The 17,704-nt window shown below is 72.2% G+C and carries 13 protein-coding genes and 1 pseudogene; 1 reads left to right on the forward strand and 13 read right to left on the reverse strand.

The window, feature by feature from the left end; translation table 11 throughout:
* Positions 1–266 precede the first annotated feature (266 nt).
* The 13 genes from pgi to ACSU6Z_RS06430 all read right to left on the reverse strand — a co-directional run bounded on the left by pgi (position 267) and on the right by ACSU6Z_RS06430 (position 16,527).
* A complete protein-coding gene (gene pgi / locus ACSU6Z_RS06370) occupies positions 267–1,922 on the reverse strand; it encodes a glucose-6-phosphate isomerase (RefSeq protein WP_437043691.1) in 1,656 nt (551 codons plus the stop codon).
* A gap of 73 nt (positions 1,923–1,995) precedes the next feature.
* Entirely contained in the window at positions 1,996–3,264 is a 1,269-nt protein-coding gene (locus tag ACSU6Z_RS06375) for an MFS transporter (protein ID WP_437043692.1), read from the reverse strand.
* A gap of 159 nt (positions 3,265–3,423) precedes the next feature.
* A complete protein-coding gene (locus ACSU6Z_RS06380; protein ID WP_003976875.1) occupies positions 3,424–3,759 on the reverse strand; it encodes an RNA polymerase-binding protein RbpA in 336 nt (111 codons plus the stop codon).
* Between the two features lie 216 nt (positions 3,760–3,975).
* A complete protein-coding gene (gene secG, locus ACSU6Z_RS06385; protein ID WP_437043694.1) occupies positions 3,976–4,212 on the reverse strand; it encodes a preprotein translocase subunit SecG in 237 nt (78 codons plus the stop codon).
* A gap of 98 nt (positions 4,213–4,310) precedes the next feature.
* Positions 4,311–5,099 (reverse strand): triose-phosphate isomerase, encoded by a 789-nt coding sequence (gene tpiA / locus ACSU6Z_RS06390; RefSeq protein ID WP_437043697.1) that lies wholly within the window; start codon positions 5,097–5,099, stop codon positions 4,311–4,313.
* 6 nt (positions 5,100–5,105) lie between these two features.
* Positions 5,106–6,317, reverse strand: a complete 1,212-nt coding sequence (locus ACSU6Z_RS06395; protein ID WP_437043699.1) for a phosphoglycerate kinase — start codon at positions 6,315–6,317, stop codon at positions 5,106–5,108.
* A gap of 179 nt (positions 6,318–6,496) precedes the next feature.
* Positions 6,497–7,504, reverse strand: a complete 1,008-nt coding sequence (gap, locus tag ACSU6Z_RS06400) for a type I glyceraldehyde-3-phosphate dehydrogenase (protein ID WP_437043701.1) — start codon at positions 7,502–7,504, stop codon at positions 6,497–6,499.
* A gap of 226 nt (positions 7,505–7,730) precedes the next feature.
* On the reverse strand, positions 7,731–10,685 hold the full coding sequence (locus ACSU6Z_RS06405; protein WP_437043703.1) for a M14 family zinc carboxypeptidase: 2,955 nt from the start codon (positions 10,683–10,685) through the stop codon (positions 7,731–7,733).
* Positions 10,686–10,833: 148 nt separating this feature from the next.
* Positions 10,834–11,823 (reverse strand): DNA-binding protein WhiA, encoded by a 990-nt coding sequence (gene whiA / locus ACSU6Z_RS06410; RefSeq protein WP_437043704.1) that lies wholly within the window; start codon positions 11,821–11,823, stop codon positions 10,834–10,836.
* Complete coding sequence (locus ACSU6Z_RS06415) at positions 11,814–12,890, reverse strand: gluconeogenesis factor YvcK family protein (RefSeq protein WP_437043706.1); 1,077 nt, start codon at positions 12,888–12,890, stop codon at positions 11,814–11,816. The genes whiA and ACSU6Z_RS06415 overlap by 10 nt, the downstream gene beginning before the upstream one ends.
* Entirely contained in the window at positions 12,887–13,915 is a 1,029-nt protein-coding gene (gene rapZ, locus ACSU6Z_RS06420) for an RNase adapter RapZ (RefSeq protein WP_437043708.1), read from the reverse strand. The genes ACSU6Z_RS06415 and rapZ overlap by 4 nt, the downstream gene beginning before the upstream one ends.
* The gene (gene uvrC / locus ACSU6Z_RS06425) at positions 13,912–15,975 is read right to left on the reverse strand and encodes an excinuclease ABC subunit UvrC (protein WP_437043710.1); all 2,064 of its coding nucleotides are present in this window, start codon (positions 15,973–15,975) and stop codon (positions 13,912–13,914) included. The genes rapZ and uvrC overlap by 4 nt, the downstream gene beginning before the upstream one ends.
* A gap of 132 nt (positions 15,976–16,107) precedes the next feature.
* A complete protein-coding gene (locus tag ACSU6Z_RS06430) occupies positions 16,108–16,527 on the reverse strand; it encodes a Rieske 2Fe-2S domain-containing protein (RefSeq protein WP_437043712.1) in 420 nt (139 codons plus the stop codon).
* Positions 16,528–16,738: 211 nt separating this feature from the next.
* On the opposite strand from ACSU6Z_RS06430, the pseudogene ACSU6Z_RS06435 reads away from it, so the two are divergent.
* Positions 16,739–17,646: pseudogene (locus ACSU6Z_RS06435) on the forward strand (carbohydrate kinase family protein).
* Positions 17,647–17,704 lie beyond the last annotated feature (58 nt).

Raw genomic sequence — 17,704 nt, forward strand, 5'->3', positions numbered from 1 at the left:
AAGGCGCTCACACGGCGTGCGCTGCCGGCCGTCCGGACGGCCGACGGGGGCCGCCCGGACGGGCGTGGGGTGAAGCCGGAGCCGGGCAGGCCGGGAGCAGTTCCGGCGCCTTCCGGAGGGCACGGTGCCACCGGTCGTGGTGCTCCGCGCGGCGGGGGCTGCCGGTGCCCGTTCCCTCCCGCGTCCTCGGCAGGTGCCGGTGGCCGGGTCCGAGGCACAGGACGGCGTCGGGCGGAGCGCGGACGCGCTCGGCCCGTCGGCCCCCGTCACTGCCGGCCGCGCAGCTCCCGGTAGGCCGCGACGAGGGCGGCGGTGGACGGGTCGAGGCCGGGTACGTCGGTGCCTTCGGTGAGGGCGGGTTCGACCCGCTTGGCGAGGACCTTGCCGAGTTCGACGCCCCACTGGTCGAAGGAGTCGATGTTCCAGATCGCGCCCTGGACGAACACCTTGTGCTCGTAGAGGGCGACGAGCTGGCCCAGGACCGAGGGGGTCAGTTCCGCGGCCAGGATCGTCGTGGTCGGGTGGTCGCCCTTGAACGTGCGGTGCGCCACCTGCTCCTCGGGCACGCCCTCCGCGCGCACCTCCTGGGCGCTCTTGCCGAAGGCGAGCGCCTGGGTCTGGGCGAAGAAGTTGGCCATCAGCAGGTCGTGCTGGGCGGCGAGCTCCCGGCTCAGCCCGGCCACCGGCCGGGCGAAGCCGATGAAGTCGGCCGGGATCAGCTTGGTGCCCTGGTGGATGAGCTGGTAGTAGGCGTGCTGCCCGTTGGTGCCGGGCGTGCCCCACACCACCGGACCGGTCTGCCACTGCACGGGGCGGCCGTCGCGGTCGACCGACTTGCCGTTGGACTCCATGTCCAGCTGCTGCAGGTAGGCGGTGAACTTGGACAGGTAGTGCGAGTACGGCAGCACCGCGTGCGACTGGGCGCCGAAGAAGTTGCCGTACCAGATCCCCAGCAGGCCCAGGATCAGCGGGGCGTTGGCCTCGGCCGGGGCGGTGCGGAAGTGCTCGTCGACGATGCGGAAGCCGTCGAGCATCTCGCGGAAGCGGTCCGGGCCGATGGCGATCATCAGCGACAGGCCGATCGCCGAGTCGTAGGAGTACCGGCCGCCGACCCAGTCCCAGAACTCGAACATGTTGGCCGTGTCGATGCCGAACCCGGCGACCTTCTGCGCGTTCGTCGACAGCGCCACGAAGTGCTTGGCCACCGCCTTGTCGTCACCGTCCAGCCCGGCCAGCAGCCAGGCGCGCGCCGAGGTGGCGTTGGTGATCGTCTCGATGGTGGTGAAGGTCTTGGAGGCGATGACGAACAGCGTCTCCGCCGGGTCCAGGTCCCGCAGCGCCTCGTGCAGGTCGGCCCCGTCCACGTTGGACACGAAGCGGACCGTCAAGGAGCGGTCGGTGTAGGCGCGCAGCGCCTCGTAGGCCATCGCCGGGCCCAGGTCGGAGCCGCCGATGCCGATGTTGACGACGTTGCGGATGCGCTTGCCGGTGTGACCGGTCCACTCGCCCGAGCGGACCCGCTCGGCGAAGTCGGCCATCTTGTCCAGCACGGCGTGGACGGCGGGGACGACGTTCTCGCCGTCGACCTCGATCACCGCCTCCCGCGGCGCGCGCAGCGCGGTGTGCAGCACCGCCCGCCGCTCGGTCGTGTTGATCTTCTCGCCGCGGAACATCGCGTCCCGCAGCCCGAACACGCCCGTGGCGGCGGCCAGCTCCTGGAGCAGGGCGAGGGTCTCGTCGGTGACCAGGTGCTTGGAGTAGTCGATCCGCAGGTCACCGACGCGCACCACATACCGCTCCGCACGGGAGGGATCCGCGGCGAACAACTCGCGCAGATGCGTCTCGCCGAGCTCCTCGCGGTGCTCGGCCAGCGCGGTCCATTCGGGGGTCTGGTTGAGCCTGGTACGGCCGTCTGCGTTCATTCGGACTTCCGCCTTCTTCCTTGCCTGTCCGGGCTGCCGGGTACCTGCCCGCTGCCGGTTCCAACCTAATTGATCAGCGGTGTGTCCGACCTGTCGTCGTGCCGTCGTCGGGCGCGACGACGCCCGCGGCCGGCTCGGCCGCGGGTATCAGCGCGATGACGGACAGGACGAAGAAGGCGGCGGCGAGCAACGCCGGGGTGTTCGGCCCCCAGGCACCGGCGACGGCTCCGCCGAGCAGCGCGCCCACCGGCGTCCCGGCGACCGCGAGCGTCCGGAACGCCGAGGAGACCCGGCCGAGCGTCCCGGCGGGACTGTGCTCCTGCATCAGCGTGGTGGTGGCGACGTTCCACACCATGCCCATGAACCCGAAGACGGCGAGGGCCGCCATCAGCGCGGCCAGGCTGTGCACCGTCCCCATGACGGCCAGCGCGCCGGTCTGCACCGCCCCCGCGACCAGCACCCCACGCCCGCGTCCGGTCCGCGCGGTGAACCGGTTGCCGACGAGACCCGCGCCCAGGCCGCCGACGGTGTACGCGGTCGTCGCCGCCGCGTATCCGGCGGTGCCGGCGTCCAGCCAGTGGGTCACCAGGAGCACCAGGGTGGCGACGAGGGCCCCCATGCCGACATTGCACAGGGCGGTGGCGGCACACAGCCCGCGCAGGACACGGTCGTTCGCCAGGGTGCGCAGCCCCTCCGCGATCTCACGGCGCAGGGTGCTGCCCGCGGGCCGCGCCGCCCGTTCGGGCGGGGCGGTCCGCAGCGAGGCCACCAGCGCGGCGGCCGCCAGGAAGGTGACGGCGTCGGCCGCGAAGGGAAGGGCGGCGCCCGCGGTCAGCAGCAGTGCCACCGCGGGCCCGCCGAGCAGTCCGCCGGCGACACGCTGACCGGTCATCAGGCGTGCGTTGGCGCTGCCGAGCGCCTCACGGCCCACCAGGGAGGGCAGCAGGGCCGTCGCCGCGTTGTCGAAGAGCGTCTGCAGGGTGGTGAGGACGAAGGACAGGGCGATGATCAGGGCGATCGAGGCGTGTCCCAGGGCGACGGCCATCGCGAAACCGGCGACCAGCAGGCCGCGCACCACGTCCACGGTCCACATCGCGCGCCGTCCGTCCACACGGTCGGCCACGACCCCGCCGAGCAGACCGAACAGAAGCCACGGGAGGTACCCGCAGGCGGTGACGGCCGTGACGAGCAGCGGATCGTCCGTCAGCGAGACGGCGAGCAGGGGCAGCGCGGCCGTCCGCAGCGCGTCACCGAAGGCGGACAGCACCGCGGCGCTCCACAGCCGCCCGAACCCCCCGCGCCACGCGGGGACACCGGTACCCGCCGCCTCGACCACCGTCACCGCTCCCCCTCACGATCCGCCGATGCACGAACCGTACGGGGCACCACCGACAACCGGTCCGCGGCCGGACGGTGCCGGGGCGAAAGGAGCCGGCGGAGGGAGCCGGCGAAAAGAGCTCCGGCCGGGCAACTGTCGCAGTTGCCCGGCCGGACCCGACTCCTAGATCTCGCCCCGCAGTTTGGCGAGCGCCTCGGCGAGGATCGCCTCGCCGTCCGCGTCGCTGCGCCGCTCGCGCACGTACGCCAGGTGCGTCTTGTAGGGCTCGGTGCGGGGCGGGTCCGGCGGGTTGTCCCGGTCCTGCCCGGCCGGGAAGCCGCAGCGGGGGCAGTCCCAGGTTTCGGGGACCTGTGCGTCGCTGGCGAAACTCGGCTGCGTCTCGTGCCCGTTGGAACACCAGAAGGAGATGCGCAGACGCGGCGCGGACTCGCCGCGCTCGGCCTCGCCCATCGGCCCCGCCCCGACCCGGCTTCCTCGAATCGCGTTGCCACTTGCCACGGTCGTAACTCCCTGCGTGATGGTGCCGCGAAGCGAGTCGGCGTTCCGCTTCGCCGCGAGCGCCTCAGTCTACGTAAGGCTCAACGCGCGTCCAGTGATGGGAGTTACAGGCCCCCCGCCCACAGACGCAAGCCCCATGATAGGCCGCGCCGGGAGGCGCGTACCCGTACATGGGGCCTTACGTGGGGAATGTGCGTGCCGCGGGCGCGGTGCCGTTCAGCTGTTCCCCTTCATCACCAGGCCGAGCACCATGATGCAGCCGAACCACAGCAGACCGACCACCACGGTGATCCGGTCGAGGTTGCGCTCGGCGACCGAGGAGCCGCCGACGGACGACTGCATGCCGCCACCGAACATGTCGGAGAGGCCGCCGCCCTTCCCCTTGTGCATCAGCACCAGCAGAATCAGCAGCAGGCTGAAGACGATCAGGGCGATCGAGAACCCCAAAACCACGGCTGGACCAACTTCCTCGGATTCCGATGGACGACGGGGACATGGTGGCAGGCCACCATGTCCCCGCAAGGGTACGACGGATCCCCGTCAGCGCCCACTCACTGGTCGCGGAAGCGCACGATCTTGACGAACTCGTCCGCGTCCAGCGAGGCGCCGCCGACCAGGGCGCCGTCGATGTCGGCCTGCGCCATGATCTCCGCGACGTTGCCGGACTTGACCGAGCCGCCGTACTGGATGCGGACCTTTTCGGCCACCTCCTGGGAGTACAGCTCGGCGATCTTGCCGCGGATGGCGGCGCAGACCTCCTGGGCGTCCTCGGCGCCGCAGACCTTGCCGGTGCCGATGGCCCACACGGGCTCGTAAGCGATCACGATCGTCTCGGCCTGCTCGGCCGGGAGGTCCTTCAGACCGCCCTCCACCTGGGCGAGGGTGTGGGCGACGTGGTTGCCCGCCTCGCGGACCTCCAGCTCCTCGCCGACGCACAGGATCGGGATCAGGCCGTGCTTGTAGGCCGCCTTGACCTTGGCGTTGACCAGTTCGTCGGTCTCACCGTGGTACTGCCGCCGCTCGGAGTGGCCGACGGCGACGTAGGTGCACTTCAGCTTGGCCAGCATCGGGCCGGAGATCTCGCCGGTGTAGGCGCCGCCGTCGTGGGCGGAGATGTCCTGGGCGCCGTACTTGATCCTCAGCTTGTCCCCGTCGACCAGGGTCTGCACGGAGCGCAGGTCGGTGAAGGGCGGCAGGACGGCGACCTCGACGGCCTCGTGGTCCTTGTCGGCCAGGGCGAAGGCGAGCTTCTGGACGTGGGCGATGGCCTCCAGGTGGTTGAGGTTCATCTTCCAGTTGCCCGCCATGAGCGGCGTGCGTCCTTGGGCGGAAACAGTCATCGAGGGTCAGTCCTCCAGTGCGGCGAGGCCGGGGAGCGTCTTGCCCTCGAGGTATTCGAGGGAGGCGCCGCCTCCGGTCGAGATGTGGCCGAATGCCTTCTCGTCGAAGCCCAGGGTGCGCACGGCCGCGGCGGAGTCGCCGCCGCCGACCACGGTGAAGCCCTGGGACTCGGTGAGGGCCTGGGCGACCGCCTTGGTGCCCTCGGCGTAATCGGGGTGCTCGAAGACGCCCATGGGGCCGTTCCAGAAGACGGTGGCCGCGTCGGCGAGCTTCGAGGCGTACAGCTTGCGGGTCTCGGGACCGATGTCCAGACCCTCCTGGTCGGCCGGGATGGCGTCCACGGCGACGGTGGTGGGGTTCGCCGGGGCCTTGGTCTTCAGGTCCGGGAACTCGGCGGAGACGAGCACGTCGACAGGCAGGACCAGCTCGACGCCGTTCTTCTCGGCCCGCTCCATGTACTCGGTGACGACCGGGATCTGGTCCTCCTGCAGGAGGGAGATCCCGACCTCGTGGCCCTTGGCCTTGAGGAAGGTGTAGGCCATGCCTCCGCCGATGAGCAGCCGGTCGGCCTTGCCGAGCAGCTGGTCGATGACGGCGAGCTTGTCGGAGACCTTGGCGCCGCCGAGGGCGACGACGTAGGGCCGCTGGACGTCCTCGGTGAGCTTCTTCAGGACGCCGACCTCGGTGGCGATGAGGTACCCGGCGTAGTGCGGCAGGCGCTTGGGCAGGTCGAGGACCGAGGCGTGCCCCCGGTGCACGGCGCCGAAGCCGTCGCCGACGTAGACGTCGGCGAGGCCGGCCAGCTTGTCGGCGAAGGCGGCGCGCTCGGCATCGTCCTTGCTGGTCTCACCGGCGTTGAAGCGCAGGTTCTCCAGGACGGCGACCTGGCCGTCGGCGAGGGCGGCCACCGTGGACTCGGCGGAGGCGCCGACCGTGTCCTCGGCGAAGCGGACCTCGGCGCCCAGGAGTTCACCCAGGCGCTTGGCGGCCGGGGCCAGGGAGAAGGCCGGGTCGGGGGCGCCCTTGGGGCGGCCGAGGTGGGAGGCGACGACGACGCGTGCGCCCGCCCCGGCCAGGGCCTTGACGGTGGGCAGCACGGCGCGGATGCGGCCGTCGTCGGTGATGGCGGTGCCGTCCAGCGGCACGTTGAGGTCGGCGCGGACGAAGACCCGCTTGCCCGCGACGCCTTCGGAGAGGAGTTCGTCGATCGTCTTCATGCAGGGGCTCCTGGGGAGGGCTGGTGATCGCTCGGTGCGCTCGGCGACCGCTCCATGATCTCTCAGTGGTCGCCCGGCACCCGGAGGAGGGGGCTGATCTGTACGCGAGTCAGGGCCCGGACGGCGCGCGACGCGCCGCCCGGGCCCTGGTGCTCACCTCAAGCTGCCTGCTCTGCCGGTCAGAGCTGGTTGCCGACGAAGACCGTCAGGTCGACGAGGCGGTTGGAGTAGCCCCACTCGTTGTCGTACCAGCCGATGACCTTCACGTTCTTGCCCTCCTGGACCATGGTCAGGGAGGAGTCGAAGGTGCAGGACGCCGGGGCGTTGACGATGTCGGAGGAGACGATCGCGTCCTCGGTGTACTCGAGGATGCCCTTCAGTTCGCCCTCGGCGGCCTTCTGGAAGGCGGCGTTGACCTCTTCCTTGGTGACCTCGCGGGAGAGCTCGACGACCAGGTCGGTGACCGAACCGGTCGGGACCGGGACGCGCATGGCCATGCCGTCCAGCTTGCCCTTGAGCTGCGGCAGGACCAGGGCGGTGGCCTTGGCGGCGCCCGTGGTGGTCGGGATGATGTTCTCGGCGGCGGCGCGGGCGCGGCGCAGGTCCTTGTGCGGGAAGTCCAGGATGCGCTGGTCGTTGGTGTACGCGTGGACCGTCGTCATCAGGCCCTTGACGATGCCGAAGTTCTCGTCGAGCACCTTCGCCATCGGCGCCACGCAGTTGGTGGTGCAGGAGGCGTTGGAGATGACGTGGTGGTTCGCCGGGTCGTACTGGTCCTGGTTGACGCCCATCACGATGGTGACGTCCTCGTTCTTCGCCGGGGCGGAGATGATGACCTTCTTGGCACCGCCGGCGATGTGCTTCTCGGCGTCTTCCTTCTTGGTGAAGATGCCGGTCGACTCGATCACGACGTCGACGCCCAGCTCGCCCCACGGGATGTCGGCGGGGTTGCGCTCGGAGAGGACCTTGATGGTCTTGTCGCCGACGGTGATGGTGTCCTCGGTGTGCGAGACCTCCTGCTTGAGGCGGCCGAGGATGGTGTCGTACTTCAGCAGGTGAGCGGTGGTCGCGGTGTCACCCAGGTCGTTGACAGCCACGATCTCGATGTCTGCACCCTGCTCCAGCAGCGCGCGGAAGTAGTTACGACCGATGCGGCCAAAGCCGTTGATGCCTACGCGGATCGTCACGAACCGATCTCCTCGTTGGTAGCCGGCTCTCGATGTGCCGGCGAGCTGTATTGGGATGTCCCCGACCACCCCCGACCCTACCTCTCCCGCGCCTCGGGGGTGACATCGAGATGCCCCATACACGGCATGGCGGTCCGTACCCACCGGTAGGGTACGGACCGCCCGGACAGGAACAACGGATCACCTGTGGTGACTACACGAAGTCACCGCACGGCGACCCGGCGGGTCATCCCTCCAGCGCCGTGAACGCCTTGCGCAGCAGGGCCGCCCGGTCGGCCGCCGAGGGCAGGTGCTCCAGGCCGAAGCCCAGCAGCACGGTGTCCCGCGTGGTGACCGCTCCGTAGGTCCGGAAGAGCGTCCCGGTGCGGGCCCAGTCCTTCAGGGCAGTCGGGCTGCCCGGGGGCGGCCCGGCGGTCCGCCAGGCGCCCAGTGACGTCTCGAAGCCCTCCGTCTCGGTCGCGGTGCCACCCACGACCAGGGAGGCCTCGTCGGCCAGGACGCCGCGTCCGCCGGTGCCGGAGTCGGTGACGTAGCTCAGGGAGAGTTCCACCTTCTGCCCGGCGTATGCGCTCAGATCGAACTCGACCTGCCGCCAGCCGCCGGAGGAGCCGGTGAGGCTGTGCCACGCCCCGCTGGTGCCCCGCGCCGTGCAGCCGCCGTCGGCCACGGTCAGGTACCGCTCCAGCCAGGGGTGCGCCCCGACGTAGTACCCGGCCGCGCACTCCGCCGGCACGGCGGTGCCGGTCGCGCCGCCCGCCTCGGGGAGCGTGGTCCAGTCGTCGGCCCCGGCGGTGCGGGCCTCGGCCAGGACGTGGTCGTAGCCGCTCTCGGTGTCCCACAGCAGCCGGGTGCGCAGCGCCGGCCCGTCGGCCGCGCCCACGCCGGTGAGGTCGATGGTGCGGGTGAGCCGCTTGTAGGCGTTGTCGGTGTGGACGGCGGCGGCCATGTACGCGCCCGCGTACGGCCCGTAGGGGGCGGCCGTCCCGGCGAACCGTCCCGCGCCCGCGCTCGCGAACTGGGGGAAGGAGGCGACGGGCAACTCCTCGGAGGTGACGCTGTAGGTGCCCGCCCGGTCCAGCGGGTTGCCGGGCGCGTCGGCGAGCGGGGCGGTGAGGCCGTCGAGCCCGCCGGAGCCGGTGAACCCGGTCGCCGCGGGGGTGGAGGTGCGGGTGTAGGCGCCGAGGTAGTACTGGCTGAAGTCGTCGGACAGGGTGCCGTCGCCGAGGTCGACGCTGCCGCCGGCCTGCTCGCCCGCCTCGATCAGCTTGCCGCCCTCGTTGAGGTAGGCCCGGAGCCGGAGCTGGGTGGCGATGCCGGGCACGCCCGCGCCGGTGTGGTGGACGACGGTCTCGAAGTGGCTCAGGACGCCGAGCGCGTCGGGCGCGCCCTGGGTGGCGACGTCCCAGACGGCGGCCCGGTGGCCGGCGGCCCTCAACGCGTCGACGTAGGTCCGGGTCTGCGTGGCGGCCATGCCCTCCTCGGCGACGACGAGGACGTCGGCGCGCGGCCGCTGGGCGACCGTATAGGTGAAGTGCTCGCTGGAGACCTTCCTTCCGCTTCGGGTCTCGCCGGTGAACCACACCTCGACCTTGTCGCCCGGCTCGCCGTCCTTCACCTTCGCCCGGTACTCGTCGAAGTGGAGGTTGTCCTCGCCGCCGTAGCGCTCGCCGCCCTTCCAGGGCCTGAGTGCCATGTCGTGCGTACGGCCCCCGTCGACGCGGTACTTGAGCTCCTTGTCCCGCAGCGACTTGCGGGCGACGACGGAGACCTCCTGGTCGCCGCCGCCCGCGTACGAGGTGGGGAACGCCGCCGGGGTGAAGTCGGCGGTCTCCAGACCGACGGCGGAGGCGGGCCGGTCGGGGTGGGCGGCGGACTCGGCGACGGAGAGCGCGAAGGGGACGTTCTTCTCGAATTCCTGCTGGATCAGCCGCTCGTCGTCCGGGAAGGTGAAGATGGAGCGGCAGTCGGCCGCGTTCCACTCGTCGTTCGGATCGGCGTCGGAGACGCTCTGGCAGGTCGACATCTCGGGGGTGAACATCGCCATGCCGTTGACGTTGGCCGCGTGGCCGTCCGCCTCGCCGTTGGTGGTGTACAGCTCGGAGGAGAGCTGCGGGCGGTAGCCGGGGATCGCCGAGTTCCCCGGGGTGCCGGCGAGGGCCTCGTAGAGCACGTCGTCGGGGGTGCGGGTGGCGACCTGCCAGCCGACGCCGTAGAGGAGGAGTTCGGCGGCGGAGTGGTAGTTGATGCCGTACTGGAAGCCGATCCGCTTCTGGAGGGCGTCCAGCGCCTGGGTCTCGGGCTCGGAGTTGGGTCCGGCGCCGCGGTAGGTCTGGCTGGTGGGGTCGGGCGACGAACCCTCGTCGTCGTAGCCCCACTTGTAGGCGAAGTTGCGGTTGAGGTCGACGCCGTCGCCGGCGGTGATGGCGCCGTCGCCGTTGACGTCCCGCAGGTTCTTGCGCCACAGGCGGGTGTCGTCGCCCTGGAAGGTGTAGTCGTAGCCGTCGGGGTTGGCCGACAGGACGAACCACAGCTCGGTGGTGTCGACGATCCTCTTGATGCGCCGGTCCGTCTCGTAGCGGTCGAGGTAGTGGTGGAGGAGCCGCCTTGTCATCTCCGGCGTGATCCACTCGCGCGCGTGCTGGTTGGACAGGTACAGCACGGCGGGCTTGGAGCCGTCCTCGGACCTCTTCGCGCCCTTGGTGAGTTTCAGGGCGAGGATGTCCTGGCCCCGGACGGTCCTGCCGATGGACACGACCTTGGTGAGGCCGGGGTTGTCCCGGGCGGTGCGGAGGATCTCCTCTTTCAAGCCGCCCTTGCCGCCGTACGGCCGGAACACGCCCTCGGCGGCGTCCTCGACGCGCGCCTCGGCGCGGCTGTTCAGGGTGTGCTCGGTGAGGTCGACGCCCTGTCTCTCCAGCTTCCCCGCCTGCCGGTCGGTGAGGTGGAGCTCGACGGTGCCGGTACCCCGGTCGGGTACCTGCCCGCCGAGTTCGTGACCGTCCTGGCCGGCCGCCAGCAGCAGGGGTACCTGCTTCCTGGTGACGTCGGCGCGGAAGACCTTCACCTCTTCCGCGTCCGGGCCCGCGGAGCCGGCGGGCCGGGCCTGGGCGGCGGGCGCGAGGCCCGCTCCGCCGAGCAGCAGCGCGCCGACGGCGAGGATCGATCTCGCTCTGTGTCTCATGAACCCCCCTCACGGTGGTTCGCCACGGCAGCGAACAGGTTGCCAGGCTCATGACACTCCATGATCGAGTCAAGGGCGCGTCGACGACACGGGAAAGCCGGTGCCGACCACCCGTGTGGCGGTCGGCACCGGCGGTGGGGCGCGGTGGTCAGCCGGCGAGGTTGTCGGCCAGTTCCTCGGTGAGGTTGGCCTCCGTACCGGGGATGCCGAGGTCTGCGGCGCGCTTGTCCGCCATGGCCAGCAGGCGGCGGATGCGGCCGGCGACGGCGTCCTTGGTCAGCGGCGGGTCGGCGAGCGCGCCCAGCTCCTCCAGGGATGCCTGCTTGTGCTCCATGCGCAGGCGCCCTGCGGCGGCGAGGTGCTCGGGGACGTCGTCGCCGAGGATCTCCAGCGCGCGCTGGACCCGGGCGCCGGCGGCGACCGCCGCGCGGGCGGAGCGGCGCAGGTTGGCGTCGTCGAAGTTGGCCAGCCGGTTGGCCGTGGCGCGGACCTCGCGGCGCATCCGGCGCTCCTCCCAGGCCAGCACGGACTCGTGGGCGCCGAGCCGGGTGAGCAGGGCGCCGATCGCGTCGCCGTCACGGACGACGACCCGGTCCACGCCGCGCACCTCGCGGGCCTTGGCGGCGATCGACAGGCGGCGGGCGGCGCCGACCAGGGCGAGCGCGGCCTCGGGGCCGGGGCAGGTCACCTCCAGGGAGGAGGAGCGGCCCGGCTCGGTGAGCGAGCCGTGCGCCAGGAACGCCCCGCGCCAGGCCGCCTCGGCGTCGCAGGTGGCCCCCGAGACCACCTGCGGGGGCAGCCCGCGGATGGGGCGGCCCCGGCCGTCCACCAGGCCGGTCTGGCGGGCCAGCTGGTCGCCGCCCGCGACGACCCGCACCACGTAGCGCGAGCCGCGGCGCAGTCCGCCCGGTGCCATCACGATCAGCTCGGAGGCGTGGCCGAAGATCTCCAGGATGTCCCGCTTGAGGCGGCGGGCCGCCATCGCGGTGTCCAGCTCCGCCTCGATCACGATGCGCCCGCTGACCAGATGGAGGCCGCCGGCGAACCGCAGAACGGCGGATACCTCCGCCTTTCTGCAGCAGGTCCGGGTGACGGGGAGCCGGGAGATCTCGTCCTTCACCGCTGCCGTCATCGCCATGGGCCGATCCTTCCATGCATCCGAAAAATACGGTCGTACGCGGCGGCCAGCAGCTCGGGGTCGTGCCGTGGGGTCCCGTCGGTCCGGGCCACCGGCGCCAGCTCCACCGCGGCGCCGAAACGCTTGGCGGCGTCGGTCAGCAGGTCGCGGTCGGGCACGGCGGCCTCGTCGGCCAGCACCACGTCCAGGGCGAGTTTAGGGGCGTGTCGTCCCAAAACCTCCAAATGACGCTGCGGGGAAAAACCCTCGGTCTCCCCGGGCTGCGGGACGAGGTTCAAGGAGAGCACCCGGCGCGCCTTGGTCTGCACGAGCGCGTCCAGCAGCTCGGGCACCAGCAGGTGCGGGATGACGGAGGAGAACCAGGAGCCGGGGCCGAGGACGACCCAGTCCGCGTCGAGGACGGCGTCGACGGCCTCCGGGACGGCGGGCGGGTCGTGCGGCACTAGGTGCACGGACTGCACCTCGCCCGGGGTCAGGGCGACGGTCGCCTGCCCCCGCACGGTGTCCACCTCCTCCGGCCGGTCCGGGTCGTGGCCCTTGACGAGGGCCTGGAGCTCCAGCGGCACGGCGGACATGGGCAGCACGCGGCCCTGCGCGCCGAGCAGCTTGCCGACCAGGTCCAGGGCCTGGACGTGGTCGCCGAGCTGCTCCCACAGGGCGACGATCAGCAGGTTGCCCACCGCGTGGCCGTGCATCTCCCCCTTGGACTGGAAGCGGTGCTGGATGACGCGGGCCCAGGTCTGGCCCCAGTCGTCGTCACCGCACAGCGCGGCCAGCGCCTTGCGCAGGTCGCCGGGGGGCAGCACGCCCAGCTCGTCGCGCAGGCGCCCGCTGGAACCGCCGTCGTCGGCCACGGTGACGACGGCGGTGAGGTCGCCGGTGATCCGGCGCAGCGCGGCGAGCGAGGCGGACAGGCCCATGCCGCCGCCGAGGGCGACGACCTTGGGCTGGGTGCCCCGGCGGCGCGGCTTGCCGCCACGGGACTCCGCGAAGCGGCCCCCGCGTCCTCCCCGTCCCTCGGGCACCACCCGGCGCAGCCTGCTCAGCCGCGGAGTACGTCCTGTCATTCCCGTCCCATGTCCCGGTGTACGACCACCGTCTCCACACCCTCGGCGGCGAGCCGCGCGGCGAGCTTCTCGGACATGGCGACGGAGCGGTGCTTGCCGCCGGTGCAACCGACGGCGATGGTCACGTAGCGCTTGCCCTCACGACGGTAGCCCGTGGCAACGAGCTGGAGCAGCTCGGTGTACCGGTCGAGGAACTCCTTGGCACCGGGCTGGTCGAAGACGTACCCCGACACCTCCTCGTTGAGGCCGGTGTACGGGCGCAGCTCCGGGACCCAGTGGGGGTTGGGCAGGAAGCGGCAGTCGACCACCAGGTCGGCGTCGACGGGCAGGCCGTACTTGTAGCCGAAGGACATCACGGTGGCCCGCAGCTCGGGCTCCTCCTCGCCGGCGAACTGGGCGTCCATCTTGGCGCGCAGCTCGTGCACGTTGAGGCTGGAGGTGTCGATCACCAGGTCGGCGTCGCCGCGCAGCTCGCGCAGCAGCTCCCGCTCGGCGGCGATGCCGTCGACGATGCGGCCGTCGCCCTGGAGGGGGTGCGGGCGGCGCACCGACTCGAAGCGGCGGACCAGGGCCTCGTCGGAGGACTCCAGGAAGACGATCCGCCGGGTGACACCGCGGGCGTCGAGGTCGGCGAGGGACTCGCGCAGGTTGTCGAAGAAGCGGCGGCCGCGGACGTCGACGACGACCGCGATCCGGGCGACGTTGCCCTGGGAGCGGGCGCCGAGCTCCACCATGGTGGGGATCAGCGCGGGCGGGAGGTTGTCGACGACGAACCAGCCCAGGTCCTCCAGACACTTGGCGGCCGTGGAGCGGCCGGCCCCGGACATGCCGGAGATGATCACCAGCTCGGGGATGGCCGCCTCGGGGCCCCCGGCTGTTTCCTTGCCCGTACTCACCTGTGCTCCGTTGTCGTGGTGCTGCTCGTGGCGCCGGTCGGGGGAGTCCGCCCGGCCGGCGGGGTCCTCGCCCGTCTGCTGGTGGGCCCGGTTCCGCCGAGCCGCGGACCGGGTGTCGTGCTCGGTCATCTCTCCTGCCCCCGTCGTTCGTCCGGGACACCCGCGGTCACGGGTTCCCCCGGGGCACCGGCCGTCGCCTCGGGTGCCCCGTCCTCGTCTTCCATGATCTCTCCGGTCGCCGTGTTCACGGCGGGCGCGGCCGGGGCCGCCCGGACGAGGGCCGCGGCGACGGTCTCGGCCGTCTTCCTGCCTATGCCGGGTACCTCGCAGATCTGGTCGATCGTCGCGGACCGCAGCTTCTTCAACGAACCGAAGTGCTTGATCAGCGCCTGCTTGCGGGTCTCGCCCAGGCCTGGCACCTCGTCCAGGGGACCGGCGCGGAAGCGCTTGGCGCGCTTGCTGCGCTGGTAGGTGATCGCGAAGCGGTGGGCCTCGTCGCGGACGCGCTGGAGCAGGTACAGGCCCTCGCTGGTGCGGGGCAGGACCACCGGGTCCTCCTCGGCGGGCAGCCAGACCTCCTCCAGGCGCTTGGCCAGTCCGCACACGGCGATGTCGTCGATGCCCAGCTCGTCCAGGGCCCGCCGGGCGGCGGCCACCTGGGGCCGGCCGCCGTCGACGACGACGAGCTGCGGCGGGTACGCGAAACGCCGGGGGCGGCCCTCCTCGTCCTTGAGCTCGTCCACGGGGCCGTCGGCGGCCTCCCCCCCGTCCGCCCACTCCCCCGTCCTCTCCTTCTCGGCGAGGTAGCGGCGGAAGCGCCGGGTGACCACCTCGTGCATGGACCGGACGTCGTCCTGCCCCCGGAAGCCCTTGATCTGGAAGCGGCGGTACTCGCTCTTGCGGGCCAGCCCGTCCTCGAAGACCACCATGGACGCCACCACGTCGTCCCCCTGGAGGTGCGAGATGTCGTAGCACTCGATCCTCAGGGGCGCGCCGTCCAGGCCGAGGGCGTCGGCGATCTCCTCCAGGGCGCGCGAGCGCGTGGTCAGGTCGGAGGCGCGCTTGGTCTTGTGCAGGGCGAGCGCCTGCTGGGCGTTGCGCTGCACGGTTTCCATGAGGGCCCTCTTGTCGCCGCGCTGCGGAACGCGCAGGGAGACCTGGGACCCGCGGCGCCCGGCGAGCCACTCCTGCGCCGGTTCCACCGGGTCGGGCAGGGCGGGGACCAGGACCTCCTTGGGCACGGCGTCGCCGGTCTCCTCGCCGTACAGCTGCTGGAGGGCGTGCTCGACCAGGGCGCCGGTGGTGATCTCCTCCACCTTGTCGGTCACCCAGCCGCGCTGGCCGCGCACGCGTCCGCCGCGCACGTGGAAGATCTGGACGGCGGCCTCCAGCTCGTCCTCCGCGACGGCGATCAGGTCGGCGTCGGTGGCGTCGGCGAGCACGACCGCGTTCTTCTCCATGGCCTTCTTCAGGGCCCCGATGTCGTCGCGCAGCCGGGCCGCCCGCTCGTACTCCATCTCCTCGGCGGCCTCGGTCATCCGCTGCTCCAGGCGCCGGATGTACGTCCCGGTGCGGCCGGTCATGAAGTCGCAGAACTCCTCGGCGAGCTCGCGGTGCTCCTCGGCGCTCACCCGCTCCACACAGGGCGCGGAGCACTTGCCGATGTAGCCGAGCAGGCAGGGGCGGCCGGTGCGGGCGGCGTTCCTGAAGACGCCGGCCGAGCAGGTGCGCACCGGGAAGACGCGCAGCAGCAGGTCGACCGTGTCGCGGATCGCCCACGCGTGGGCGTACGGCCCGAAGTAGCGCACGCCCTTCTTCTTGTGGCCGCGCATCACCTGCACGCGCGGGAACTCCTCGTTCATCGTCACCGCGAGGTAGGGGTAGCTCTTGTCGTCGCGGTACTTGACGTTGAACCGGGGGTCGTACTCCTTGATCCAGGAGTACTCCAGCTGCAGCGCCTCGACCTCCGTGGACACCACGGTCCACTCCACGGACGCGGCCGTGGTGACCATGGTGCGGGTGCGCGGGTGGAGGTTGGCCAGGTCCTGGAAGTAGTTCGCCAGGCGCTGGCGCAGGCTCTTCGCCTTCCCGACGTAGATCACCCGGCGGTGCTCGTCACGGAACCTGTACACCCCGGGGGAGTCCGGGATCTCGCCGGGCCTGGGGCGGTAGCTGGAGGGGTCGGCCATGACTCACACCCTACTGGCGGGGACCGACACCGCGGCGGTGCCGTGGGCGGCGCCGGCGAGGCCGTGGAGCACGGCTGCCGGCCCCGGCTCCCGGCGGCCGCCCGGAGGACCCCCGGGTGGCGGCGCGTCCGCTCAGGCGTCCGGGCCTGCGACGATCCTGCCGTTCTCGGACCGCACCGGCAGTTCCTTCAGCGGCGCCGTGGCCGGGGCCTGGAGCACTTCGCCGGTCCGGGCGTCGAACTCGCTGCCGTGACAGGGGCAGACCAGGGTGGTGCCCTTCAGCTTGTTGATCGGGCACCGCGCGTGCGTGCAGATCGTGCTGTAGGCCTTCAGGGAGCCGTCCCCGTCCCGGCTGACGACCACGTTGTGGTCCCGGTACAGCGTGGCGCTCCCCGGGGCGACCTCCTTCTCGTCCCCGAGTTCGACGGGGGCGGTCGGCCGCGCGGGCCCCGCGTCACCGGGTGAGCAGGCGGCGGCGCCGAGCCCGGCGACGGGGGTGAGGGCGACTCCGCGCAGGAGGGTGCGGCGGCTCGCGGAGGGTCGGCCGGGCATCAGGGTCTCCACTGGTCGGACGGTGGTGCATGCCGACCATACCCGCAGGGGCCGAGGCCGGCGGGGGCGGGTCGCACGGGTGTGAAGACGCGGAGGCCGGGGCCCGCCGCGCCGGACCGCGCGGCCCCGGTGTGTCATAGTCCACCGTCCACGTGCGGCTGCCCCGGTCGTCCCGGCGAAGCCCGCGCACCACTTCCGGAAAGGACCTTTCGTGATCGTCGTCGCCGGTGAGGCACTGATCGACCTGGTACCGCGGGGCACGGGCGCGCTCGCCGCGCTGACACCGGCGCTCGGCGGCGGCCCGTACAACACGGCCGTGGCGCTGGGACGCCTCGGCTCCCCCACCGCCTTCTGCTCCCGGGTCTCCGCGACGCCTTCGGCGAGGCACTGCTGGACCGGCTGCGCGCGACCGGCGTGGACGTGTCGCCGGTGCAGCGCGGGGACGAGCCGACGACGCTCGCCGTCGCCTCGGTCGGCGCGGACGGCTCGGCCGCGTACTCCTTCTACGTCGAGGGGACGGCGGACCGGTTGTTCCGGGTGCCCGCCGCGCTGCCGCCCGGCACCCGGGCGGTCTCCTTCGGCACCTGCTCGCTGGTGCTGGAGCCGGGGGCGAGCGCGTACGAGGAACTCCTGCGCGACGCGGCGGCACAGGGGCTGTTCACGGCGCTGGACCCGAACATCCGGGCGGAGCTGATCCCGGACCCGGACGCCTACCGGGCGCGGTTCGAGAGCTGGCTGCCGTCGGTGTCGCTGCTGAAGCTGTCCGTGGAGGACGCCGAGTGGCTCGGCGGCACCCCGCGGGAGTGGCTGGCGGCCGGCCCGGCGGCGGTCGTGGTCACCCGGGGCGGGGACGGGCTGACCGCCCACACCCGTGACGGCGGCGTGTACGAGGTGCCGGGCGAGCGGGTCGAGGTGGCCGACACCATCGGTGCGGGCGACACGGTGAACGCGGCGCTGCTGCACGGGCTGGCGCAGCGGGACGCGCTCAGCGCGCGGGCGCTGGCCGCGCTGGGTCCGCGGGACTGGGCGGGGCTGCTGGGGTTCGCGGCGCGTGCGGCGGCCGTCACCTGCTCGCGCGCGGGTGCGGAACCGCCGTACGCCCACGAACTGCAGGCGTGACGGCCGCAGCTCGTGCGGGCCGGCGGGGCGCCGCCGGCCCGGCCGGACTTCGCTCCCG

The organism is Streptomyces sp. enrichment culture (genome assembly GCF_964273145.1).
In the GTDB taxonomy this organism is placed as follows: Bacteria; Actinomycetota; Actinomycetes; order Streptomycetales; family Streptomycetaceae; genus Streptomyces.